This is a genomic window from Streptomyces sp. NPDC048197 (genome assembly GCF_043202395.1).
Classification (GTDB): Bacteria; Actinomycetota; Actinomycetes; order Streptomycetales; family Streptomycetaceae; genus Streptomyces; species Streptomyces siderophoricus.
Map to the genome: position 1 here is coordinate 38,110 of NZ_JBIDAJ010000030.1, position 23,123 is coordinate 61,232.

The window sequence follows — 23,123 nt, forward strand, 5'->3', positions numbered from 1 at the left end:
CCCCACCCCTCACCCGAACATCGCAGTAGCAGAGAAGAGTGCCGCCATGCGGAAAATACTCGTCATCGGAGCCGGCCAGTCCGGTCTCCAGCTCGCCCTGGGCCTGCTGTCCAAGGGCTACGAGGTCACCCTCATGTCCAACCGCACCGCCGACGAGATCCGCTCCGGCCGGGTCATGTCGACGCAGTGCATGTTCCACACCGCCCTCCAGCACGAGCGCGACCTCGGCATCAACTTCTGGGAGAGCCAGGCCCCGCGCATCGAGGGCCTCGGCGTCTCCGTCGCCGCCCCCGGCAGCCACGAGGGCCCCGACGGCTCCCAGCGCGCCATCGACTGGGTCGGCAAGCTCGACGGCTACGCCCAGTCCGTCGACCAGCGGGTGAAGATGGCCGGCTGGATGGAGACCTTCGCCCAGCGCGGCGGCCAGCTCGTCATCCACGGCGCCGCCGTCTCCGACCTGGACTTCTTCGCGAGCCGCTACGACCTGACGCTGGTCTCGGCCGGCAAGGGCGAGCTGGTCTCCATGTTCGGCCGCGACGCCTCCCGTTCGCCGTACGACGCCCCGCAGCGCGCGCTGGCCGTCTCCTACGTGCACGGCATGGGCCCGCGCCCCGAGCACCCCGACTTCGACGCGGTGCGCTGCAACCTCGTCCCCGGTGTCGGCGAGCTCTTCGTGATGCCGACCCTCACCACCTCCGGCCGGGCCGACATCCTCTTCTGGGAGGGCATCCCCGGCGGCCCGCTGGACGCCTTCGGCAACGTCAAGGACCCCGCCGAGCACCTGGCGGTCACCCTGGACCTGATGAAGACGTTCCTGCCCTGGGAGTACGACCGCTGCACCAAGGTCGAACTGACCGACGCCAACGGCACGCTGGCCGGCCGCTACGCCCCCACCGTGCGCAACCCGATCGGCCGGCTGCCCTCCGGCGGCCTGGTCCTCGGCGTCGCCGACGTGGTCGTCGCCAACGACCCGATCACCGGCCAGGGCTCCAACTCGGCCTCCAAGTGCGCCGCCGCCTACCTCGCCTCCATCGTGGAGCGCGGCGAGGAACCGTTCGACGAGGCGTGGATGCAGGCCACGTTCGACCGCTACTGGGCCACCGCCCAGCACGTCACCAAGTGGACCAACGCGATGCTGGCCCCGCCGCCGGAGCACGTCCTGAACCTCATCGGCGCCGCCGGCCAGCTCCAGCCCATCGCCGACCGCTTCGCCAACGGCTTCGACGACCCGTCCGACTTCGAAAACTTCTTCTTCGACCCGGACAAGACGGCGGCGTACCTCGCGTCGCTGGGGTGATCCCCACGTAGTTGGCTTTCCCGCCGTTCCGCTGCGCTTTGCGGCGCCTCCCACGTACTTGGCCGTCCCGCCGCGGGGCTTGGTCGCCGTTGCGCTTTGCGGCGCCGCGTACGTGGCTGTCTGCGGCGGCGCGGGTGTTGTTCGCCGTTGCGCCTGCGGCGGGCTGGGTGCGTGTCGGGTGCGGTGACGGGCCTCCGGGGCCGGTTGTGTGGACTGCTGACGCTTTTCGTCCACACAACCGGCCCCTCCGGCCCGTCCCCTCCCGTTGAGGGGAGGGGAATGCGGTGGGTGGGGGTGGGCGTTGGGGATGCAAGGGGTCGTTGGGACCCGTAGGGGACGGTCGAACAGAACCCGTAAGGGTCGTGAGGGCCCCCTGCGGGGCCACAACCGGACACGCGGGCGGAGCTATTCCCGCTGACCGGCGACGTGAGGTGTACGGACAACAACGCGCGCCCCCACTCACCCGCACACTCCCCCAACGGGAGGGGACGGGCCGGAGGGGCCTTGTTCGTGGACGTAAAGCGTCAGCAGTCCACGAACAAGGCCCCGGAGGCCCGTCACCGCACCCAACAACAACCCAGCCCGCCGCAGGCGCAACGGCGAACAACACCCGCGGCGGGACAGACAGCTACGTACGCGGCGCCGCAAAGCGCAACGGCGAGACGCCCCGCGGCGCAGCAGACGGCTACGTGCGGGGCGCCGCAAAGCGCAACGGCGAGCAACAACCACGGCGCTGCAGCCGAGTACGTGGGGCAAAGAGCTACCGCGTACCCGTGTACTCGTAGCGCCACCCCCGTGGCAGGCCCAGGCGGCCCGTGGGGCCCGGGACGCGGCGGTAGACATGTACGGTCGGGGGCCGCCCGTCGTCGTTCGGGACCGGGACCTCGTAGGTCTTCGGTGGCTGGCCGGTCATCCCGACCAGCACGGGCAGCACCCGGCCGTCGAGGGGCCCGCCGACGAAGGGCGTGTTCTCGCTTCGCACGTTCCCAGTCTCACATCACGGGGGTCGCCGTGCAGGTCACAGCAGGTGCCCGGCGTCGCTGACGACCGGCAGGATGCGGCGGGCCAGGTCGCCGACCGGGCCTTCGGAGGCCTCCATCCGCAGCGCTCCCCGGGTCACCCGCGCGGTCTGCGGATCGCGCGCCGCGGTGGCGGTGAGCAGGGCGACGAAGTGGTCCACCAGCCAGTCGCGCAGCTCGTCGAGCGGTGGCTGCTTGCCCTCGTCGAGCCAGATCAGGGAGGCGCCCTCGACGGCGGTGATCCACATCCGGACGGTCATCCGCAGCCGCAGACCCGGTTCCGGCTCGCCCAGGTGGCGCAGGATCTGGTCGGCCGCGGCGCGCCGTACCTCGTCCACGATCGCGCTCGTACGGGAGGTCTCCACGACGCTGCCGCCCTGGAGCAGTGCGCTGAAACCGGCGTCGTGCTCGTCGACGAACGCCAGATAGCGGTCCAGCGCACGGGACAGCCGCTGGGTGAGCGGCCCGGTCTCCGGTTCGGCGAAGCAGCGCTCCAGGATGTCGGCGGCGCTGCGCAGCGCGGCCTCGTACAACTGCTGCTTGCCGCCGGGGAAGTAGCGGTAGACGAGGGGCCGGGAGACCTGGGCGGCGGTGGCCACGTCGTCCAGCGAGACGTCCTCCGGCGCGTGCTGGGCGAACAGCCCGAGGGCCGCCGCGAGCAGTTGGCTGCGGCGCTGCTCGACGCTCAGCCTGCGGTAGGCGGGTCGGGGTACTGCTGGGGCGGTGCCGCTGCCGTTCATGGGCAGCAGGGTATCCGTCCCGGATTTCGGCTCGTACAGGTGCTCGCCCCCAACGGTCGCCGCGGCCGGCCGCTTCAGGCCAGCAGGCCCGAGCGGCGCCACAGCCGGCGGCCCACGCCGCGCAGTACGCCGATCTCGTCGAGGAAGTCGGTCAGCCTCTGGGCGCCGGACTGCATGACCTCGCGGCGGTGGCCGCTGGCCTTCACCTGGGCGACCGCCTCCCGCCGGTCGAGCCCGACATTGCTGTACACCTGGGGGTTGACGAAGGCGACGGAGAACACCCGGGCCGCCTCGCCGCAGCTGAGGCGGGTCAACTCGCGCTCCCAGCGCGGGGCGGTGACCATCTGGCGGCGCAGTTCCTCGCGGGCGTAGCGGACGTGCCGGGCCTCCTCGACGACGTGGATCCGGGTCACCCCGCGCACCAGGGGCTGCACCCGCTCGTCCGGGAAGGTCAGCCGCTGCATCCAGTCCAGGATCTCCTCGCCGAGCAGGGTGCAGGCGAAGGAACCCGGGGTGGTGGAGACCGTCTTGAGGATCCGGGCGAGGTTGTGGTTGAGCCGGGAGACCGGGTACGCGGGCGCCCCGCCGTGCTGGATCATGCGCGCGAACATCTTGGAGTGCCGGCACTCGTCGGCGATCTCGGTGAGGGCGTACCGGACGTGGGCGCTGGTCACCGGCTTGTCGTAGATGTGCCGGACCAGCAGCTGCATCAGGATGATCTCGAACCAGATGCCCAGCGAGGCGAGCGAGGCGGCCTCGTGGCGGGCGAGGTCCTGCTGCTGCTCCAGCGACATCTTCTTCCACAGCGGGGTGTCGTAGAGCGAGACCAGCTCCGGGGGCCAGAACCACTTGCCCTCTTCGAGGGGCGCGTCCCAGTCGAGTTCGGTGTCGGGGTCGAAGGAGTGCTTGGCGGAGGAGTCGAGCAGTCGCTCGGCGACCTGTTCCCGGTCCTTGAGCAGGCCGAGGGCGTCCCGGAGGGCTTTGGTGTCCGTCACGGTCGGTGCGGTGGGCGCGCTCGTCATGGCTGTGGCTACCTCGCTAGTGGCGTGTTACCCGCGGTCAGCTCTTATGAGACTGCGTGTCAGCAAGCTCGTCAATCCCTTCTGCACGAGTTATTGACCCGCCGGTAAGGAACGTGTGAGCCTGCCAACGACCGCCGATGGCGTGGCGTTTGGCGAGCCGAGGAGGCCCCGTGTCCACCCGAGACCTGTACGTGCGCGATCCGGGCGACGACCTGTGGGCGGTGCCGGCCACCGGCGCGGCCCGGTTCAACTGGGAGTACGACGACGGGCGGGACCGGCTGCTCGCGCTCTATCAGAAGGGCAAGGACAAGCAGTGGGACGCCACCCTGCGGATCGACTGGGACCTGGAGGTCGATCCCAAGGACCCGCTCGGCACCCCTGACGAGTCGATGTCCCTGTACGGCACGAAGTACTGGGGCAAGATGACCGAGAAGGACCGCGGCGATCTGCGCCAGCACTACACCGCCTGGCAGTTCAGCCAGTTCCTGCACGGCGAACAGGGCGCCATGGTCTGCGCGGCCCGGATCGTGGAATCCGTTCCGGACCTCGACGCGAAGTTCTATTCGGCGACCCAGACCATGGACGAGGCCCGGCACGCCGAGATATACAGCCGCTTTCTCCAGGAGAAGATCGGGATGCTCTACCCGATCAACGACAATCTCCAGGCGCTGCTCGCCGACACCCTCAGGGATTCCCGCTGGGACATGCCCTATCTCGGTATGCAGGTGCTGATCGAGGGCCTGGCGCTGGCCGCCTTCGGCATGATCCGGGACACCACCGACAAGCCGCTGCCCAAGCAGATCCTGGCCTATGTCATGCAGGACGAGGCCCGGCACGTGGCCTTCGGCCGGATGGCGCTGCGCGACTACTACAAGCAGCTCACCGACGCCGAACTGCGCGAACGCGAGGACTTCGTCATCGAGGGCTGCTACTTGATGCGTGACCGGCTGCGTGGTCTCGAAGTCCTGGAGAATTTCGGCATTCCGCCCAAGGAGGCCGCCGAATTCACCGAACGCTCCGAATTCCTGCACCTCTTCCGGAAACTGCTGTTCAGCCGGATCGTCCCGTGCGTCAAGGACATCGGCCTGTGGGGCGAACGGCTCCAGCGCGCCTATGTGGACCTGGGCGTCTTCGAATTGGGTGACGCCAACCTCGATCTGCTGATGGCCCAGGACGAGGAACTCGCCGAGAAACTGGACGCCGAGCGGTTCGCCGCCGAGGAGGCGGCCCGTACGGCCGAGGTCGCGGCGGCCATCGCACAGGGCGAGGCGGCCGGCTGACCCGGAGCGGCGCCCACGGGGTCGGTGTGCGGCGGCCGGCTGACCCGGACCGGCCCCCACGGACCCGGTGCGGGTGGCAGGATCCCGGCATGGACACGGACGACCGCCGGCGGGCCGCCCGCACCGCCCTCGAAGGGCTGGCGTACGGCGACGCCTTCGGGGAGCGCTTCTTCCGCCTCTTCCGCCCGCCGGAGGCGGCCCGGCAGCTGATCGCGACCCGGACCCCGCCCCCGGACCCGCGCTGGCACTGGACCGACGACACCGCCATGGCGCTCGACCTGCTCGCCGTCCTGGAGGAGTACGGCGAGGTGGAGGAGCGGCCGCTGGCCGAGCAGTTTGCCGCCACCTACCGGGCCGACCCCGGGCGCGGCTACGGATCCGGCATGCACGCGCTGCTGCCCCGTGTCGCCGCCACCCCCGAGCAGTGGGAGGAACTCGCTGGCCTCCTCTTCGGCGGCGAGGGCAGTCTCGGCAACGGCGCGGCCATGAGGGTGGCGCCGCTCGGTGCCTGGTTCCACGACGACCTGGACCGCGCCGCCGAACAGGCCGAGCGCTCCGCCCGGGTCACCCACGCCCACCCCGAAGGCATCGCGGGCGCGGTCGCGGTGGCCGTCGCTGCCGCGCTCTCCGCCCGCGGCGAGGTGCCCTCCCTCGCCGCCGTCGCGGCCCGCACCCCCGACGGCCCGGTACGCCGTGGCCTGCTCCGCGCCGCCGCCCTGCCGCCCGGCACGACCCCCGAAGCGGCCGCCGCCGTACTCGGCAGCGGCGGGCGCATCCGCGCCGACGACACCGTCCCGTTCGCCCTGTGGTGCGCGACCGTCCCCCAGGCTCTCAAGGGGCAGGGCGCCACCCCCACCTGCGGCGACCTGGAATCCGCCCTCTGGGCCGCCGCCGCCGGCTTCGGCGACGTGGACACCACCTGCGCCATCACGGGCGGTGTGGTGGCGGCCCGTACGGGTGTGGCGGCGCTGCCGGAGGAGTGGCGGGCGCGCCGGGAACCGCTGCCAGGAAACTGAGCACCCGCCGGGCGACTTCACCGTCCGTGTCCTCCGGCATGGAGTGGTGGGCGGCGCCCGGCACGGTCTCGATCCGCGCGCCCGGCAGCGCCCGTGCGGCCCCGGCCGTCACCCGCCGCAGGTCGTGCGCCCGGCTGCGCCCCGCCAGCAGTACCAGCGCCGGCAGCCCCGCCGCCGCCGGCCCGGACAGGTCGGGCCGCGGACCCGTCACCACCTTCGCGCCCCGGAAGGCGACCGCGCCCACGCCCATCAGCCGCACCAACTCCGGCGCCGGCGGCGCGCCCCCGCTCTCCCACTCCAGGAACCGGCGGGTGCTCCGCTCCCCGGGCCGTACGAACAGCGGCACCGCCCGCGCCAGATAGGACGGCCGGTAGGGGGCGAAACACCCGGTCGGATCGAGCAGCACCAGCCGGTCCACCCGCCGCGGCGTTCGGGCCGCGTAGGTCGCCGCGACCCAGCCGCCGTACGAGTGCCCGAGCAGCGTGGCCGAGGTCAGCCCGAGGCCGTCCCGCACGCCGTCGAGCCACTCCATCAGGTCCGCCGGCCGCCGCACCCGGCGGCCACCGGGCACGCTCAGTCCCGGGGTGCCCATCTGGTCCACCGCGTGGACCCGGTGCGTGCCGGCGAGCGCCGGGGCGAGCGCGTACCAGACGGCCGAGGTGGTCCCGCCGCCGTGCAGCAGCAGCACCGGGGGGCCGTCGGAGGGACCGCAGGCGTGGACGCGGGTGGTGCCGAACTCCGAGGGCAGGTCGAGTCGTTCCACGGTGATCGGCCAGCGCGCCATGGCCTGCGCGTAGGCGGCGGGGAAGGTGCTGGGGTCGGTGGCTGCCATACGGCCGTCCTCCCGTACATCATCTCGTTCACCAAGTATCTCGATGAGCGAGATATTAGAATACGTGCGGGAACGGAAAGGCGGTCGGACATGGTGCAGCGGCAGGAACCGGCGGGGATGGAGCTGATCCATCTGTTGCGCGAGGTGACCCTCCAACTCGACCTCGCCGGCGCGCAGTTCGCCGGCCGCAACGGTCTGCACCCCACCGACCTGCGGGCCCTGATCAGCCTGCTGGACGCGGCCCGGGCCGGCGTCCCCTCGACGCCCGGCCGGCTCGGCGCGCACCTCGGCCTGAATTCCGCCGGCACCACCGCACTCGTCGACCGCCTGGAGCGGCTCGGTCTGATCCGCCGGGTCCGGGACACCGAGGACCGGCGCCGGGTGCTGCTGGAGGTGGACGAGCGCGCGGTCGACCTGGGCCAGTCGTTCTTCGGCCCGCTGATCGACCGCACGCTCGCCCTGCTCGCCACCTTCGACGCCGGCGAACGGGACGCGATCCGGCGGTTCCTGGACGGCGTCCGCGAGGCGGCGGAAGGCCCGTAGCGGAGCCTTGGTCAGCGGCGGCCCGAGCGGGCCAGCCAGCGGCCCTCGTGGCGGGACACCTCGATCGGGCGCCCGAAGCAGGCCGTCATCCGCTCCCCGGTCAGTACCTCGTCCACCGGCCCGCGCGCCTGCACCCGGCCGTCCCGCAGCAGCACCGCGTGCCCGACGGCCGGGGACAGCTCCTCCAGGTGGTGGGTGACCGTCACCGTCGCCAACTCCGGCCGCCCGGTGGCGAGTCGGTGCAGGGCGTCGATCAGGTCCTCGCGGGACGGCAGGTCCAGCGCGTTGAACGGCTCGTCGAGCAGCAGCAGCGAAGGATCGGCCATCAGCGCCCGGGCGATCAGGAGCCGGGCCCGCTGCCCGCCCGAACACACGCCGTACGGCCGGTCCGCCAGCTCCTTGCAGTCCAGCTCGGCGAGGAGGGCGTGGGCGCGCTCGCGGGTGGCCTCGTCGTACGTGCGCCACAGCGGCTGCACGGTCCCGGTCGCGCCGGTCAGCACGACCGTGTGGCCGGTGGCGTCCTGCGGAACCTTCTGGGCGCCGGAGACCAGCCCGATCACCGCCCGCAGTTCACGGACGTCCACCGAGCCGAGCCGGTGCCCGAGCACCTCGACGCTGCCGACCGTCGGGAACATCAGCGCACCGATGAGCCGCAGCACGGTGGTCTTGCCGGCGCCGTTCGCGCCGAGCAGCGCCCAGTGCTCACCGGACCGCACGGTCCAGTCGATGCCGTCGAGGATGACCTGTCCGGTGGTGTAGCGGCGGACGCCGACGCCCTCCAGGGCGGCGATCACGCGCGCCGCCCGCGGGGCCGTGGCATCCGAGGACTGCGGGTCCGAAGGCTGGGTGGGAGTCATCGCCGCAGACTAGCTGTGCATACCACCTTTCCGTGCGGGCGTCCGGGGTGTGGACCGGGCCGGCGCCACCCGGCCGAAGCCGGCCCACGCGCTCAGGCCAGGCCCAACAGCCCCCGCACCCGCGCGTACTTCGCGGTCAGCCGCTCCCGGGTCGCTGCGTCCAGCACGGCCAGCCGGGCCGGATCGGCGTTGTGCGCCAGGTCCGCCTCCTTGACCAGCAGCGCACCGGGCGTGGCCAGGATGCGCGCGGTGTACTCCTCGACCGGCTCGCCCGGCCGCTTGGTGACCGCCCGCACCATCGCCTTGGTCGCCCCGGTCAGCGCCGCACCGGCCAGCCACTCCTCGCTCAGCGCGGCGTCCTCGACCGCGTCGTGCAGCCAGGCCGCCGCGATCTGCTCGTCACTGCCGCCCCGTTCGCGTACGCCCGCGGCCACCGCGGCCAGGTGCTCGGCATACGGGCGGCCCGCCTTGTCGGTCTGCCCCTCGTGCGCGCGCCGGGCCAGCGCCTCCACCTCGGCCAGCGACAGGGGCGGACGGGACGCCCGGGACGGGGAAGGGGACGCGGTCGGATCAGCCATGCGGCCATTGTGGCCCGGGCCCGGCCACGGTGGCGGGGGAGCGGCTCACCGCGCCCGGGGGGAGCGCCTCACCGCGCGGCCGTCATCACCGCCCGGGCGATCGGCGCGGCATTCCCCCCGCCGCTGATGTCCGCGCGATCGGCCGCCGCGTCCTCGACGACCACGGCCACCGCGACCGTCGGTTCGTAGGTGTCCTTCGTGCGCGCCCAGGAGATGAACCAGGCGTACGGCGTGCCCTCGTTGTGCACGCCGTGCTGGGCGGTGCCCGTCTTGCCGCCGACGGTGAGGCCCTTGACGGCGGCGCGCCGGCCACCGCCGTGCTCGACCACGTCGACCATCATCTCCTGGAGCTGCTCGGCGGTGGCCGGATTGATCACCTGGCGGGTGGCCGGATGCGGACCGGCCGCGACCATCACCCCGTCCGCGTCGGTCACCTCGTCGACGAGGTACGGCGGCGTCAGCTGCCCCCCGTTGGCGACCGCCGCCGCGACCATCGCCATCTGGAGCGGGGTCGCCGCGGTGTCGTACTGCCCGATGGCCGACAGCGCGACCTGCGCCGGATCCATGCGGGTGTCGAAACGGCTGGGCGCGACCGGCGACGGGATGCGCAGCCCGCGGTCGTTGAAGCCGAACCGCCGCGCCGTCGCGGCCATCCCGCGCAGCCCGACGTCGACGCCCAGCCGCGCGAACACGGTGTTGCAGGAGGCCCGGAACGCCTCCTTCAGCGAGGCGTCCGCACAGTCCTTCGCGGCATTGCCGAGCCGGGTGGCGGTCCCCGGCAGGACGTACGGATCCGGAGAGTCCGTCGGCGCGTCGATGTCGGTGACCCGGCCGCTCTCCAGCGCGGCGGCCGCGGTGACGACCTTGAAGGTCGACCCGGGCGGATAGGTCTCTGCCAGCGCCCGGTTGAGCATCGGCCGGTCCGCGGCGGCGTTCAGCAGGTGCCAGGCCTGGTCGACCGCGGGCCCGTTGCCGGACAGCACCCCCGGCTCGTACGACGGGGAGCTGACCAGCGCCAGGATCCGCCCGGTGCGCGGCTCGATCGCGGCCACCGCGCCCTTCCGGCCGCCCAGCCCGGCGAACGCGGCGCGCTGCATCCGCGGATCGATGGTGGTGTGGACCTGACCGCCGGGCTGGTGGGTCCGGGTCAGCCGGTCCCACCAGGGGAAGGTGGCGAGCCGCGGGTCGGTGCCGGCGAGCACGGGGTCCTCGGCGCGTTCCAGCAGCGAGGTCCCGTAGGTCTGCGAGGAGTAGCCGGTCACCGGTGCGTACAGCGGCCCGTCGGCGTACGCGCGCTCGTAGCGCAGCCGCCCACCACTGTCCCGCGAGCCGGTCACCGGCCGGCCCGCCACGAGGACGGCGCCCCGCGGCTGGGCGTACCGGGCGATCGCCGCCCGCCGGTTGGCCGGGCTGGCGTCGTAACTCCCGGCCTCGTACACCTGCACCCGGGCGGCGTTGACCAGCAGCGCGACGAGGAGCAGGAAGGAGAACGCGGCGGTGTGCCGGATACCGCGGATCAACGCCCGGCCTCCGGGGCGGGCGCGCCACCGGCCGCGTCCCGGGCCCGCACCGGCGTCATGAACCCCACCACCCAGCTCCCGCCCCCGGCCGGCTGCCGCCCCGCCGGCCGCGGCGCCCGCGCCCGGTCACTGACCTTCAGCAGCAGCGCGACGATGATCCAGTTCGTCACCACCGACGACCCGCCCTGGGCGAGGAACGGCATCGCCATCCCGGTCAGCGGGATCAGACCCATCACCCCGCCCGCGATGACGAACACCTGGATCGCCGGCAGCGCCGCCAGCCCCACGGCCAGCAGACTGCCGAACGGATCGGGCTGCCCCAGCGCGGCCCGGTAACCGCGGCCCACCAGCAGCGCGTACAGCACGAACAGCGCCGACAGCCCGGCCAGCCCCAGCTCCTCACCGCACGTCGCCAGGATGAAGTCGGACTTCATGGCGAAGCCGATCAGATACGAGTGGCCCTGCCCGAGACCGGTGCCGAAGACCCCGCCCGCGGCGAACGCGAACAGCGACTGGGCGAGCTGCCCGGCCCCCTTCCCGGCCGCGATCCCGGCGAACGGATGCTGCCAGTCCTCGACCCGGCTGTGCACATGCGGCTCCAACGTCCCCACCGCGGCCGCCCCGACGGCCGCGAGCAGCAGCCCGACCGCGATCCAGCCGGTCCGCCCGGTCGCCACGTACAGCAGCACCACGAAGATCCCGAAGAACAGCAGCGAGGTGCCCAGATCGCGTTCGAGGACCAGCACCGCCACACTGACCAGCCAGACCGCCACCACCGGCCCCAGCACCCGCCCGGCCGGCAGCCGCAGCCGCCCCACCGTGCGGCCGGTGTGCGCCAGCGCGCCGCCGTTGGCGGCCAGGTAGGCCGCGAAGAACACCGTGATCAGCACCTTGGCGAACTCACCGGGCTGAAGCGAAAAACCGGCCAGCCGGATCCAGATCTTCGCCCCGTTCACGGCGGGGAACAGGATCGGCGCGACCATCAGCAGCAGCGCGAGCGCCGCGCACACATACGCGTACCGCTGCAGCACCCGGTGGTCGCGCAGCAGCAGCACCACCGCGATGCACAGCGCCACCCCGACCGTCGACCACATCAGCTGGGCGGGCGCGGCCCGGTCCCCGGGCGTCTCCTGATCGAGCCGGAAGATCAGCACCAGCCCGAGCCCGTTGAGCAGCACGGCCGTCGGCAGCAGCAGGGGATCGGCGTACGGCGCGCGGAAGCGCACCACGAGGTGCGCGAGCAGCGCCAGCCCGCCGAGCCCCGCGCCGTACCGGACCGCCCCGCCCGGCACCGCATGCCAACGGGCCAGACCGACGACGACGTACCCGCAGACGCTGATCAGCACGGCCCCTACGAGGAGGGCCAGTTCGATACCGCGCTGCTTGGTCCCCGGCGGCAGCGCGGGGGAAGGCTCCGCCGGATGCCGTCCGGCGACGCCCGCCCTTGCCCTCGCCGTCATGCCTGGCAACGTAGCAAGCAGTGGCCGGTATTTCCGTTATGTCGGATGTCGCGACCGGTATGTCGGATGCGGCGACCGGAGGGCCCGCACGTCCGGGGCGGGTGGCCGTGCGTGTGGGGGCGGGTGGCTGTGCTTGCGGGGGCGGGGGCGTGCGTACGGGGCCGGTGATCAGCACCAGCGGGGGGCCGCCCCCTCGCTCACGATCCCGCGCTCCGAAGACCAGGCGTACGAGGCATCGCTGAGCCGGTACCAGACCGGGTTCCCCTTGACGCGCTGCCCGTTGACCCGGCAGGCGATCCCCACCACGGTCCCGTACCGCTTCGCCCCGACGGCCCGGTACCGGTTGCTCGGCCCGGTCCGCACCACCAGCCCCTCCTTGGCCACCACCCGCCCTGTGGGCCGGGCCGGACTGCCAGGGTGGTCGCCCGCCGCCACGGCCGGTTCCGCCAGGGCCAACGGCCCCGCCACGACGGCCCCGCCCAACGCACCGGAAACGACCCAGAGACCCACCCGGCCGGCCTTCCTCTGCCACGCACGCGAACCCCGCGAACGCGAATCCCCCCACCACGAATAACGCGAAGGCGAATGCCGCGAAGGCGAATACCGCGAGTGCGAACGCTGCGGAAACATGCGCGTCCTCCCAAGGAGAAAAGACCCCGAGCAAGACCCCGAGCGAAACCCCGAGAACCTCTCCCTCACGCTAAGGAGACCCCATAGCGTCCGCAACCGCTTACGCTACGTAGCGCAAATGTCTCCCCATAACTCGCCGGCCGCTACACCTCGCCGGCCACCACAAAAACCCACCCCCACATTCCGCCACCAACGAACACCACCGAAATTCCTCGCCCCACAGCCTCTCCACCCCCTCCCCCTTCCACCCCCTTCCACCCCCTCCGCCTCGCTTCCCGCTCGGCGCCCTCCTCGCCTACCGGAAGCGTCAGTTCGCCGTGACCCGCCCCACCCCCTCGTACGGATGGAGGGCAAGGGCGCGGAGCCCAACGGCCGCATCGCCGCCCGCCCAGGCACCGGTCTGCGTGACACCACCGGCGCGCGAGCACAAGGACGAGGGCGGAGGCGAGGGCGGAGACGAGGGCTGGCGTGCCATCACCGGCTCACCGGCCCACCGGCTCACCGGCACGTACCCCGCACCCGGCGGCGCAGGGTACTGCGAGGCCCATCCCGCCCCACTCCGCCCCACTCCGACCCACTCCGACCAACCCCTAAGGGAAGAATCGCGCAGTCCTCAGGGTCTTCCCAGGGTCGTCCCGGGGGCTTCCCGGGTTGTTCCGCGAACGCACCCAATGACAGTTTGTAAACTCCTCTCGAACGAACAGACCGAAAAGCAGAAGGCCGAGCTCGTCACGCTGAAGCGGACGACCGAAGACACCGGTCGACGGCATGGACCCGCGCCATGACCGCCGCGAGCGAGGGGCTATGGCGTACGTCACCTCCGAGCACGCCGAGTGGAGGGTCCGCGCTGCTCCGGCCGCCCTGTGCGGCCGGGCGCGCGGGTGACCGTCCCCCTCGACGAAAGGCAGTATTAGCGTCATGACGACTCTCCGTTCCCGGATCATCGCCTGGGCCGGCCGTATGTATCTGTCGAGAACGCGCAAGAAGGGATTCGATCTGTCTCGAATGTCTTTCTTGCCCGAGTCCGTCCTGATGCCGCTGCGGCGCGAAGGGCTCGACCCCGTAGGCGATTTGGCGGCCGTCCGTGAACGCGAGCCCATCAGCAAGCTCCCGGTGCCGATAGCCGCCAACGTATGGCTGGTGACGGGTTACGACGAGGTCAAGGCCGTGCTCGGAAAGGCCAACGCCTTCAGCTCGGACTTCACCAATCTCGTCGGCAAGGCGGGCGCCGGCGCCGAACAGAACCCGGGCGGCCTGGGATTCGCGGACCCGCCGGTCCACACCCGCCTCCGCCGCCTGCTCACGCCCGAATTCACCATGCGCCGCCTTGGCCGGCTCACCCCGCGCATCCACGAAATCGTCGAAGAACGCCTCGACGCGATGGAAGCCGCGGGCAAAAACGGCGACCCGGTCGACATCGTCCACGCCTTCGCGCTGCCCATTCCGTCACTCGTCATTTGCGAACTCCTCGGCGTCCCTTACGAGGACCGCGAAGACTTCGAACGACTCAGCGCCGCCCGCTTCGACCTTTTCAGCGGAGCGAACGCGTCCTTCGGCGCCATATCCGAATCCCTTTCCTACTTCCGGGACATCGTCAAGAAGCAGCGGGAAAACCCGGGTGACGGTCTCCTCGGCATGATCGTCAAGGAACACGGCGACACGGTCAGCGACGAAGAACTGGCGGGCCTGGCCGACGGCGTCCTCACCGGCGGCTTCGAAACCACCGCCAGCATGCTGGCGCTCGGCGCGCTGGTCCTCCTCCAGGACCCGAAGCACTTCGCCGCCCTCAACGACGGCGACGACGCGGTCGACCGCTACGTCGAGGAACTCCTGCGCTATCTCACCGTCGTCCAGGTCGCCTTCCCGCGCTTCGCCCGCGAGGACCTGGAAATCGGCGGCGTCCAGATCGCCGCCGGTGACGTCGTCCTCTGCTCCCTCAGCGGCGCCGACCGCGACGGCAACCTGGGCCCGGACATGGAGGTCTTCGACCCCTCCCGCAACGTCCCCTCCCACCTGGCCTTCGGCTACGGAATCCACCGCTGCGTAGGCGCCGAACTCGCCCGCATGGAACTCCGCACCGCCTACCCGGCCCTGGCCCGCCGCTTCCCCCACATGCGCCTCGCCACCACCCCCGACACCCTCGACTTCCGCAAACTCTCCATCGTCTACGGCGTCGAATCCCTCCCGGTCTACCTGAACGGCTGACCCCAACACCCCAACACCCCAAAGCCGTCGGGCACTTGACGCCCCACAGGTGCCCGGGCGCCTCCTTCCGTCACACCGATGGAGGCGCTGCACACCCCATCGGCCGCCTACCGACGGAAAGAGCGCGCGCTAAAGATCGCGACGGGCCCTGACCGCGTCGAGATCACCGAAGCCAAGAGCAGCACCGACCACGAGCACGTACCTACGAGCGGCCCTCGCCCAGCTGCTGGGCCACGCCCCGCACAGCCCCCGTCCGGCGGACCGCCTGAGCGCCCTCTTCCCGGGCCGGCCGGCCGACAAGGGCCTCACCCTCCTGCACCGCTACGGAATCGATGTCCGCTTCCGGCGGCTTCCCCGGCACCCGCACGAAAAGCGGCTCCGTCCGGATCTTCCGGCGGAGCCGCACTCAGCTGATCACCAACCCGCGCCGATCACGCACCGAGACTGGCAACAGAACAACACAAAAGCTGCCCTGAGAATCGGCGACAGAACAGCAAAAAACCGGACCCGCTAAAACAGGTCCGGCTCTTCCTTCATCGCACTCAAGCAGATCAGCAGCTTGATCAAGCCGCCTTCCGCAGAGTGCCCCCGGCAGGATTCGAACCTGCGCACACGGCTCCGGAGGCCGTTGCTCTATCCCCTGAGCTACGGGGGCGTTGCCGCTGTGTTTTGCGGCGACGGGTAGAACCCTACCAGCTCCGATGGGGTGTTCATGAACAGGTTTGGGGAGGGGTGGGGGAGAGGTGTTTCGGTGCCCGACTCGGGTGGGTGGAGGGGGGCCTTAGCGCATCGCGATGGTGCGGCGGTGGTGGTCCGGGAAAGGTCCCTCGCATGGGGGCGGAAGTGGGCAAAACCGGGACGGCGCCGCAGGTGGGCCCCTAGTCTCATGGTGTGCCTGGCTTGTCCGGTCGGATCCTTGTCGTGGACGACAACAAGGTGATCCGGCAGTTGATCAGGGTCAACCTTGAGCTGGAGGGCTTCGAGGTCGTGACCGCGGCTGATGGTGCCGAATGTCTGGATGTCGTGCACCACGTGAGACCTGATGTCGTGACCCTTGATGTCGTGATGCCGCGGCTCAACGGTCTGCACACCGCGGCACGCCTGCGGTCCGATCCGCGGACCTGGGACATTCCGATCGCCATCGTCAGCGCCTGCACGGAGGGCGAGGTCGACAACGGCGAGTCGGTGGGGGTGGATGCGTTCCTGGCGAAGCCGTTCGAGCCGACGGAGCTGGTGCGGACGGTGGGGAAGCTGGTGCGTGAAGGACGGCAGCAGCGGGAGCGTGGGCCGGGAGAGCGTTCCGGAGGGAGTCCGGTCGGGCCCGAGGGCGGGGGCGGAGAGTCGGAGTACGGCGGTGGACAGGAGGCCGGGGGAGCCGGGGTAACCGGGGCCGGGTCCGAGGGTGAGGGTGCACCGGCCGGTGGGCACGTCGGTGGGCACGTCGGGGCGGGGGAAGGCGCCCCGTCCTCGTCCCGTGGGCATGTCGGTACGGGCGGGGAGCAACATGGGGCGGGGTAGTTGAGCCGGGTGGTTGAGCCGCGCGGCCACCTCGTGCCCAGGGCGGCTGGCGGGCGGGCCCGCGGGGCGCGGCGCCTCGCTGTCCACAGGGCGAAACCGGTCGCGTCGACGACTCCGTTCTCCCATACGCTTGTCCCGTGACCCCGGCTGAGCTCTCCCGTACCGTCCTGCGCTCCGTGCGCGGTGCCGTCGAGGATCGCGAGCTCTGTGTGCCGGTGCCGGCGCGGATCGTGGTGCGGCCGCCCAAGCGGCCCGGGTCCGGGGATTACGCGTCGAACGTTGCGCTGCAGCTCGCCAAGCCCGCGGGACGGCCGGCCCGGGAGGTCGCCGAGATCCTGCGGAAGCGGCTGGCGGGGAGCCCGGGGATCGACCGGGTGGAGATCGCCGGGCCGGGCTTTCTGAACTTCACGCTGGGGGACGGGGCGCTGGTCGACCTCGTGCGCCAGATCCTGACGCAGGGCGCCTCGTACGGTGCCTCCCACGGCGTCTCGTGCGGTGCCCCCGCCAGCGACATCTCGTACGGTGCCCGTCCGTATGCCGCGTCCTCGTCGGGCGCTGTGGATCGTCGCGGTGCCCGGGACGTTGTCGTCGCCGAGGCGCTGGCGCGGATCGATGCGGCGGTGGGGGAGGGCGTCCAGCCCCCCGCCCAGCAGCGGCCCTATGAGCCCGACGAGCCCGACGAGTCCGGCAAGCTCCACGAGTCCGGCAAGCTCCACGAGTCCGACGAGCTGGCCGCGCTGGTCGCTCGGCTCGGGAGTGACGAAGCGCGGTGGGTGTTGTTGCGGCCCGCCGCCCATGATCCGGTGCGGATACCCGAGCGGCCGGTGCAGCGGGAGGGGAACCCGCGGTTCCTGGTGCAGTACGCGTACGCGCGGGTGCGGGCGCTGGTCCGGAATGCCGATGACCTGGGGTTCGCGTCCCGGCCGGGGGAGGTCCTCGGGGACGACCCGGCCGCCGTTCCCGCCTCCCGGTCCGACCAGCTCGCCGCGCTGCGTGACCGGATCCGGGAGCTGCACGGTCTGCTCGCCACCTACCCCTCCGTCCTCGAGGTCGCCGCGCGGCTGCGGGCGCCGGACCGGGTGGTGCGGCATCTGGAGGCGACGGCGGAGGCGTTCTTCCGGTGGCACGACGTCTGTCCGCCGCTGCCCGTCGGGGAGCAGAAACCCTTGGCCGTGCACCGTGCCCGGCTGGCCCTTGCCGAGGCCGCCGGGACGGTGCTCGCCAACGGCCTGCGCCTGCTCGGCATCTCCGCACCCGAACACCTCTGAGCTTGTGAAATTTTGAGGGGAACTTCCTGTTATGAGCCGTTCCGCGCATCCCGCCGGGCCCCGGCACGCCGACGTCCTTCCCGAGGGGCACTACGCCGGGCCGCCCGCCGACCTCAACACCCTTGACCGGCACGTCTGGTCGCGTACGGTCCGGCGCAACGCCGACGGCGCGGTGACCGTCGGCGGGCTGGACGTCCGTGCGCTGGCCGAGGAATTCGGTACGCCGGCGTACTTCCTGGACGAGGACGACTTCCGGGCGCGCTGCCGGGCCTGGCGGGACGCCTTCGGTACGGACGCCGACGTGTTCTACGCGGGCAAGGCGTTCCTGTCCCGGGCCGTCGTGCGGTGGCTGCACGAGGAGGGGCTCAACCTCGATGTGTGTTCGGGGGGCGAGCTCGCCACCGCCCTCTCGGCCGGGATGCCCGCCGAGCGGATCGCACTGCACGGGAACAACAAGAGCACCGAGGAGATCACCCGGGCCGTGGAGGCCGGGGTGGGGCGGATCGTGCTCGACTCGTTCCAGGAGATCGTGCGGGTCGCGCACATCGCCGAGCGGCTCGGCAAGCGGCAGCGGGTGCAGATCCGGGTCACGGTCGGTGTCGAGGCGCATACGCACGAATTCATCGCGACCGCGCACGAGGACCAGAAGTTCGGCATTGCGCTGGCCGGCGGACAGGCCGCGGAGGCCGTGCGGCGGGCGCTGAAGCTGGACGGGCTCGAACTGATCGGGATCCACAGCCACATCGGGTCGCAGATCTTCGACATGGCGGGCTTCGAGGTGTCGGCGCGGCGGGTCGTGCAGCTGCTGACCGAGGTGCGCGACGAGCACGGGATCGAGCTGCCGGAGATCGACCTCGGTGGCGGGCTCGGGATCGCGTACACCTCCGAGGACGATCCGCGTGAGCCGCACGAGATCGCCAAGGCGCTGAACGAGATCGTGACGAAGGAGTGCCAGGCGGCCGGGCTCGGCGTACCGCGGCTGTCGGTCGAGCCGGGCCGGGCGATCGTGGGGCCGACGGCCTTCACGCTCTACGAGGTCGGCACGGTCAAGGAGCTGGAGGGGCTGCGGACGTACGTGTCCGTGGACGGCGGGATGTCGGACAACATCCGCACCGCCCTGTACGACGCGGAGTACAGCGTGGCCCTGGTCTCCCGGACCTCGGACGCCGAGCCGATGCTCTCGCGGGTGGTCGGCAAGCACTGCGAGAGCGGGGACATCGTCGTCCGCGACGCCTTCCTGCCGGCCGACGTCGCGCCGGGGGACCTGCTCGCGGTGCCGGCGACCGGGGCGTACTGCCGGTCCATGGCGAGCAATTACAACCACGCGCTGCGGCCGCCGGTCGTGGCCGTGAAGGACGGTGCGGCCCGGGTCATCGTCCGGCGCGAGACGGAGGAAGATCTCCTGCGCCTGGATGTCGGGTAGGGCCGGATCGCCGGGGCCCGGCCCGGGATGAAATAAATGTCTCGGTATCCGGACGACGGACGGAAACCGGCGTCCGGTGCGTGAGACTGGTGCATGAGTCTTGCGCGGAGCAAGACGGAAATCGCTGATCGATGAGAAGCAGGGGTCGAATGATGCGTACGCGTCCGCTGAAGGTGGCGCTGCTGGGCTGTGGTGTTGTCGGCTCAGAGGTGGCGCGCATCATGACGACGCACGCGGACGACCTCACGGCCCGGATCGGCGCGCCCGTGGAGCTGGCCGGGATCGCGGTGCGCCGCCCCGACCGGGTGCGCGAGGGCGTGCCGGCCGAGCTGGTCACCACCGACGCCACCGCGCTGGTGAAACGGGGCGACATCGACGTCGTCATCGAGGTCATCGGCGGCATCGAGCCCGCGCGGGCGCTGATCACCACCGCCTTCGAGCACGGCGCGAGCGTGGTGTCCGCCAACAAGGCGCTGGTGGCCGCGGACGGTGCGGCGCTGCACGCCGCGGCCGAGGCCAACGGCGCGGACCTCTACTACGAGGCTGCCGTCGCCGGCGCGATCCCGCTGGTCCGGCCGCTGCGCGAGTCGCTGGCCGGTGACAAGGTCAACCGGGTCCTGGGCATCGTCAACGGCACCACCAACTTCATCCTCGACCGGATGGCGTCGACCGGCGCCGGGTACAGCGAGGCGCTGGACGAGGCGACCGCCCTCGGTTACGCGGAGGCCGACCCGACCGCCGACGTGGAGGGCTTCGACGCCGCCGCCAAGGCGGCGATCCTCGCCGGGATCGCCTTCCACACCCGCGTCACCATCGACGACGTGCACCGCGAGGGTCTGACCGAGGTCACCGCCGCCGACATCGCCTCCGCCCAGCGCATGGGCTGCACGGTCAAGCTGCTGGCGATCTGCGAGCGGGCGGCGGACGGGGCGTCGGTGACCGCCCGGGTGCACCCGGCGATGATCCCGCTGACGCATCCGCTGGCCTCCGTCCGGGAGGCGTACAACGCGGTCTTCGTGGAGGCCGACGCGGCCGGCCAGCTGATGTTCTACGGGCCCGGCGCGGGCGGTGCGCCGACCGCCTCCGCGGTGCTCGGCGACCTGGTCGCGGTCTGTCGCAACAAGCTCGCCGGCGCCACCGGCCCCGGGGAGTCGGCGTACACCGCGCTGCCGGTCAGCCCGATGGGCGAGGTCGTCACGCGCTACCACATCAGTCTCGACGTGGCCGACAAGCCCGGTGTTCTCGCGCAGGTCGCAACGGTCTTCGCCGAACACGGCGTATCGATCGATACGGTCCGCCAGCAGGGCAAGGACGGCGAGGCCGACCTCGTCGTCGTCACCCACCGGGCCGCCGACGCGGCCCTGTCGTCGACCGTCGAGGCGCTGCGCGAGCTGGACACCGTACGCGGCGTCGCCAGCATCATGCGGGTCGAAGGGGAGTAAAGGAACCCATGTCTGCCAATTCCACCGCCGCCACCACCAGCCGTCAGTGGCGCGGAATCATCGAGGAATACCGCGACCGGCTGCCGGTCAGCGACACGACCGAGGTCGTCACCCTCCGCGAGGGCGGTACGCCGCTGGTGCCGGCCCAGGTGCTCTCCGAGCGCACGGGCTGTGAGGTGCATCTCAAGGTCGAGGGTGCCAACCCCACCGGTTCCTTCAAGGACCGCGGCATGACGATGGCGATCACCCGCGCCAAGGAGGAGGGTGCGAAGGCGGTCATCTGCGCCTCCACCGGCAACACCTCCGCCTCGGCCGCCGCGTACGCGGTGCGGGCCGGCATGGTCTGCGCGGTGCTCGTCCCGCAGGGCAAGATCGCGCTCGGCAAGATGGGCCAGGCGCTGGTGCACGGCGCGAAGATCCTGCAGATCGACGGGAATTTCGACGACTGTCTGACGCTGGCCCGCGGCTTGTCCGACAACTACCCGGTCGCACTTGTGAACTCCGTCAACCCGGTGCGCATCGAGGGCCAGAAGACCGCCGCCTTCGAAATCGTCGACATGCTCGACGACGCGCCGGACATCCACGTGCTGCCGGTCGGCAACGCCGGCAACATCACCGCGTACTGGAAGGGCTACCAGGAGTACGCGGCCGACGGCATCGCCTCCCGCACCCCGCGGATGTGGGGTTTCCAGGCCTCCGGCTCCGCGCCGATCGTGCGCGGCGAACCCGTCAAGGACCCGCACACCATCGCCACCGCGATCCGCATCGGCAACCCCGCCTCGTGGGCGTACGCGGAGCGCGCGCGGGACGAGTCGGGCGGCTTCATCGACGAGGTGACCGACCGTCAAATCCTGGCCGCCTACCGGCTGTTGGCCGCGCAGGAGGGCGTGTTCGTGGAGCCCGCCTCGGCCGCTTCGGTGGCCGGTCTGCTCAAGGCCGCCGAGCAGGGCAAGGTCGACCCGGGCCAGCGCATCGTCTGCACGGTCACCGGCAACGGCCTGAAGGACCCGGACTGGGCGGTCGCCGGTGCGCCGCAGCCGGTCACGGTCCCGATCGACGCGGACGCGGCGGCCGAGCGGCTCGGCCTCGCCTAGGACGCGGCCGTACGGGCCCGGCGGCCCGTACGGCGCCCGGTGACCGGACGCCGCCGTCCGGTCACCGACCCGCACAGCAAACTGTGCAAAGACTGCAAAGCCCGAGGCTGCAGCCATCGGGGCACGGGAAGGCGCGCGACACGCATCGTGCGCCTCCTGTGCGCCCTATGTCGCGGCAGAACCTTCCTTCGATAGGCTGGCAGCCAACTCCCCTCCCCACGGCATAACGCAGTGGTGTTCAGGGCAGGTCAGAACAGACCCCACGAGCCGGCCGGGCACCTCGGTGCCGCGGCGCTCCGGGTCAGTACCGCAGCATCAATCAAGGAGAGTCATCGAGCGATGGCCGGTCCCGCGTTCCGCGCCGCCGCCGTCCGGGTGCGCACCCCCGCTACCAGCGCCAATCTCGGTCCCGGCTTCGATGCCCTGGGTCTTTCCCTGGGCCTGTACGACGATGTCGTGGTGCGCGTCGCCGACTCCGGGCTGCATATCGACATCGCAGGTGAGGGTGCCGACACCCTCCCGCGCGACGAGAGCCACCTGCTCGTCCGGTCGATGCGCACCGCGTTCGAGCTGCTCGGCGGACAGCCGCGCGGCCTGGAAATCGTCTGCGCCAACCGCATCCCGCACGGCCGCGGCCTGGGCTCCTCGTCGGCCGCCATCTGCGCCGGCATCGTCGCCGCCCGCGCCGTGACGATAGGCGGCGAGCAGAAGCTCGACGACACCGCTCTGCTGGAGCTGGCCACCGAGATCGAGGGCCACCCCGACAACGTCGCCGCCTGTCTGCTCGGCGGCTTCACGCTCGCCTGGATGGACACCGGCACCGCACGGGCGATCCGGATGGATCCGGCCGATTCCATCGTTCCGGTGGTCTTCGTGCCCGGGAAGCCGGTGCTCACCGAGACCGCCCGCGGACTGCTGCCGCGCACCGTCCCGCACGTGGACGCCGCGGCCAACGCCGGCCGCGCCGCACTGCTCGTCGAGGCCCTGACCAGGCGCCCCGAGCTGCTGCTCGCCGCGACCGAGGACCGACTTCACCAGGAATACCGTGCCCCGGCGATGCCGGAGAGCGTGGCCCTGGTGAACCGACTGCGCGCGGACGGCGTCCCCGCAGTCGTGTCCGGTGCGGGCCCGACGGTGCTCGCGCTGGTCGACGACGCGGCGGCCGAGAAGGTCGCGGCCCTGGCGGGCGAGGGGTGGGCGGCGAACCGGCTGACCCTCGACGCGACAGGGACCGGTGTCCTGCCGCTCGCCGGGTGATCACGCAGCTGATCGACGATTGCCGGTCTTTGAGAGGGGGAATGTTTGTTGGATCCGGTAGTGTTAACCTCAAGTGAGTACGAGCCGCCGCAGTGGCGCTGTGCTTCGTGTCCCCCATCGGG

Annotated in this window: 20 protein-coding genes and 1 tRNA gene; 11 read left to right on the forward strand and 10 right to left on the reverse strand. The window is 71.7% G+C overall.

All coding sequences use genetic code 11. From position 1 onward, the window contains the following. The first annotated feature begins 46 nt into the window (after window positions 1-46). On the forward strand, window positions 47-1,297 hold the full coding sequence (locus tag ACGF4C_RS29945; protein ID WP_393570299.1) for a styrene monooxygenase/indole monooxygenase family protein: 1,251 nt from the start codon (window positions 47-49) through the stop codon (window positions 1,295-1,297). A 760-nt stretch (window positions 1,298-2,057) separates the two neighbouring features. Here the strand turns inward: ACGF4C_RS29945 and ACGF4C_RS29950 are convergent. The 3 genes from ACGF4C_RS29950 to ACGF4C_RS29960 form a co-directional block, all read right to left on the reverse strand. Next, complete coding sequence (locus ACGF4C_RS29950) at window positions 2,058-2,279, reverse strand: hypothetical protein (protein ID WP_393570301.1); 222 nt, start codon at window positions 2,277-2,279, stop codon at window positions 2,058-2,060. A 36-nt stretch (window positions 2,280-2,315) separates the two neighbouring features. Then, on the reverse strand, window positions 2,316-3,056 hold the full coding sequence (locus ACGF4C_RS29955; RefSeq protein ID WP_393570303.1) for a TetR/AcrR family transcriptional regulator: 741 nt from the start codon (window positions 3,054-3,056) through the stop codon (window positions 2,316-2,318). A 74-nt stretch (window positions 3,057-3,130) separates the two neighbouring features. Beyond that, window positions 3,131-4,078 carry a diiron oxygenase gene (locus tag ACGF4C_RS29960; RefSeq protein WP_393570305.1) on the reverse strand — a complete coding sequence of 316 codons (948 nt, stop codon included), beginning with the start codon at window positions 4,076-4,078 and terminating at the stop codon, window positions 3,131-3,133. Window positions 4,079-4,248: 170 nt separating this feature from the next. Between ACGF4C_RS29960 and ACGF4C_RS29965 the strand changes: the two genes are divergently transcribed. Then, window positions 4,249-5,358, forward strand: a complete 1,110-nt coding sequence (locus ACGF4C_RS29965) for a ferritin-like domain-containing protein (RefSeq protein WP_393570307.1) — start codon at window positions 4,249-4,251, stop codon at window positions 5,356-5,358. Window positions 5,359-5,447: 89 nt separating this feature from the next. Next, window positions 5,448-6,374 (forward strand): ADP-ribosylglycohydrolase family protein, encoded by a 927-nt coding sequence (locus tag ACGF4C_RS29970; protein ID WP_393570309.1) that lies wholly within the window; start codon window positions 5,448-5,450, stop codon window positions 6,372-6,374. Here the strand turns inward: ACGF4C_RS29970 and ACGF4C_RS29975 are convergent. Then, window positions 6,286-7,206 carry an alpha/beta fold hydrolase gene (locus ACGF4C_RS29975; protein ID WP_393570311.1) on the reverse strand — a complete coding sequence of 307 codons (921 nt, stop codon included), beginning with the start codon at window positions 7,204-7,206 and terminating at the stop codon, window positions 6,286-6,288. The two genes, ACGF4C_RS29970 and ACGF4C_RS29975, sit on opposite strands and share 89 nt — an antisense overlap. A gap of 90 nt (window positions 7,207-7,296) precedes the next feature. Between ACGF4C_RS29975 and ACGF4C_RS29980 the strand changes: the two genes are divergently transcribed. Continuing rightward, complete coding sequence (locus ACGF4C_RS29980) at window positions 7,297-7,749, forward strand: MarR family winged helix-turn-helix transcriptional regulator (protein ID WP_393570313.1); 453 nt, start codon at window positions 7,297-7,299, stop codon at window positions 7,747-7,749. A gap of 11 nt (window positions 7,750-7,760) precedes the next feature. Here ACGF4C_RS29980 and ACGF4C_RS29985 read toward each other — a convergent pair whose 3' ends face one another. From ACGF4C_RS29985 to ACGF4C_RS30005, 5 genes are all read right to left on the reverse strand, one after another. Then, window positions 7,761-8,606 carry an ABC transporter ATP-binding protein gene (locus ACGF4C_RS29985; RefSeq protein ID WP_393570315.1) on the reverse strand — a complete coding sequence of 282 codons (846 nt, stop codon included), beginning with the start codon at window positions 8,604-8,606 and terminating at the stop codon, window positions 7,761-7,763. Between the two features lie 92 nt (window positions 8,607-8,698). Continuing rightward, window positions 8,699-9,184, reverse strand: a complete 486-nt coding sequence (locus tag ACGF4C_RS29990; protein WP_393570317.1) for an HD domain-containing protein — start codon at window positions 9,182-9,184, stop codon at window positions 8,699-8,701. 68 nt (window positions 9,185-9,252) lie between these two features. After that, a complete protein-coding gene (locus tag ACGF4C_RS29995) occupies window positions 9,253-10,704 on the reverse strand; it encodes a penicillin-binding transpeptidase domain-containing protein (RefSeq protein WP_393570319.1) in 1,452 nt (483 codons plus the stop codon). Further along, window positions 10,701-12,164, reverse strand: coding sequence for an FtsW/RodA/SpoVE family cell cycle protein (locus ACGF4C_RS30000; protein ID WP_393570321.1), 1,464 nt, complete (start codon window positions 12,162-12,164; stop codon window positions 10,701-10,703). The genes ACGF4C_RS29995 and ACGF4C_RS30000 overlap by 4 nt, the downstream gene beginning before the upstream one ends. Before the next feature lie 168 nt (window positions 12,165-12,332). Further along, entirely contained in the window at window positions 12,333-12,674 is a 342-nt protein-coding gene (locus ACGF4C_RS30005; RefSeq protein WP_393570323.1) for a hypothetical protein, read from the reverse strand. A 1,038-nt stretch (window positions 12,675-13,712) separates the two neighbouring features. Here ACGF4C_RS30005 and ACGF4C_RS30010 point away from each other — a divergent pair. Further along, window positions 13,713-14,999: a cytochrome P450 gene (locus tag ACGF4C_RS30010; RefSeq protein WP_393570325.1), complete on the forward strand. Its 1,287-nt coding sequence runs from the start codon at window positions 13,713-13,715 to the stop codon at window positions 14,997-14,999. 583 nt (window positions 15,000-15,582) lie between these two features. Here ACGF4C_RS30010 and ACGF4C_RS30015 read toward each other — a convergent pair. Beyond that, a tRNA-Arg gene (locus ACGF4C_RS30015) sits at window positions 15,583-15,654 on the reverse strand. Between the two features lie 266 nt (window positions 15,655-15,920). On the opposite strand from ACGF4C_RS30015, the gene ACGF4C_RS30020 reads away from it, so the two are divergent. The 6 genes from ACGF4C_RS30020 (at window position 15,921) to thrB (ending at window position 23,001) form a co-directional block, all read left to right on the forward strand. Further along, entirely contained in the window at window positions 15,921-16,517 is a 597-nt protein-coding gene (locus ACGF4C_RS30020; protein ID WP_393570327.1) for a PleD family two-component system response regulator, read from the forward strand. 137 nt (window positions 16,518-16,654) lie between these two features. Continuing rightward, window positions 16,655-17,785 (forward strand): ArgS-related anticodon-binding protein NrtL, encoded by a 1,131-nt coding sequence (gene nrtL / locus ACGF4C_RS30025; RefSeq protein WP_393570329.1) that lies wholly within the window; start codon window positions 16,655-16,657, stop codon window positions 17,783-17,785. 31 nt (window positions 17,786-17,816) lie between these two features. Then, window positions 17,817-19,208: a diaminopimelate decarboxylase gene (lysA, locus tag ACGF4C_RS30030; protein WP_362145768.1), complete on the forward strand. Its 1,392-nt coding sequence runs from the start codon at window positions 17,817-17,819 to the stop codon at window positions 19,206-19,208. Between the two features lie 149 nt (window positions 19,209-19,357). After that, the gene (locus ACGF4C_RS30035) at window positions 19,358-20,650 is read left to right on the forward strand and encodes a homoserine dehydrogenase (RefSeq protein WP_362145765.1); all 1,293 of its coding nucleotides are present in this window, start codon (window positions 19,358-19,360) and stop codon (window positions 20,648-20,650) included. A gap of 8 nt (window positions 20,651-20,658) precedes the next feature. Next, window positions 20,659-21,744: a threonine synthase gene (gene thrC, locus ACGF4C_RS30040; RefSeq protein WP_030414153.1), complete on the forward strand. Its 1,086-nt coding sequence runs from the start codon at window positions 20,659-20,661 to the stop codon at window positions 21,742-21,744. Between the two features lie 339 nt (window positions 21,745-22,083). Continuing rightward, window positions 22,084-23,001, forward strand: a complete 918-nt coding sequence (thrB, locus tag ACGF4C_RS30045) for a homoserine kinase (protein ID WP_393570332.1) — start codon at window positions 22,084-22,086, stop codon at window positions 22,999-23,001. Window positions 23,002-23,123 lie beyond the last annotated feature (122 nt).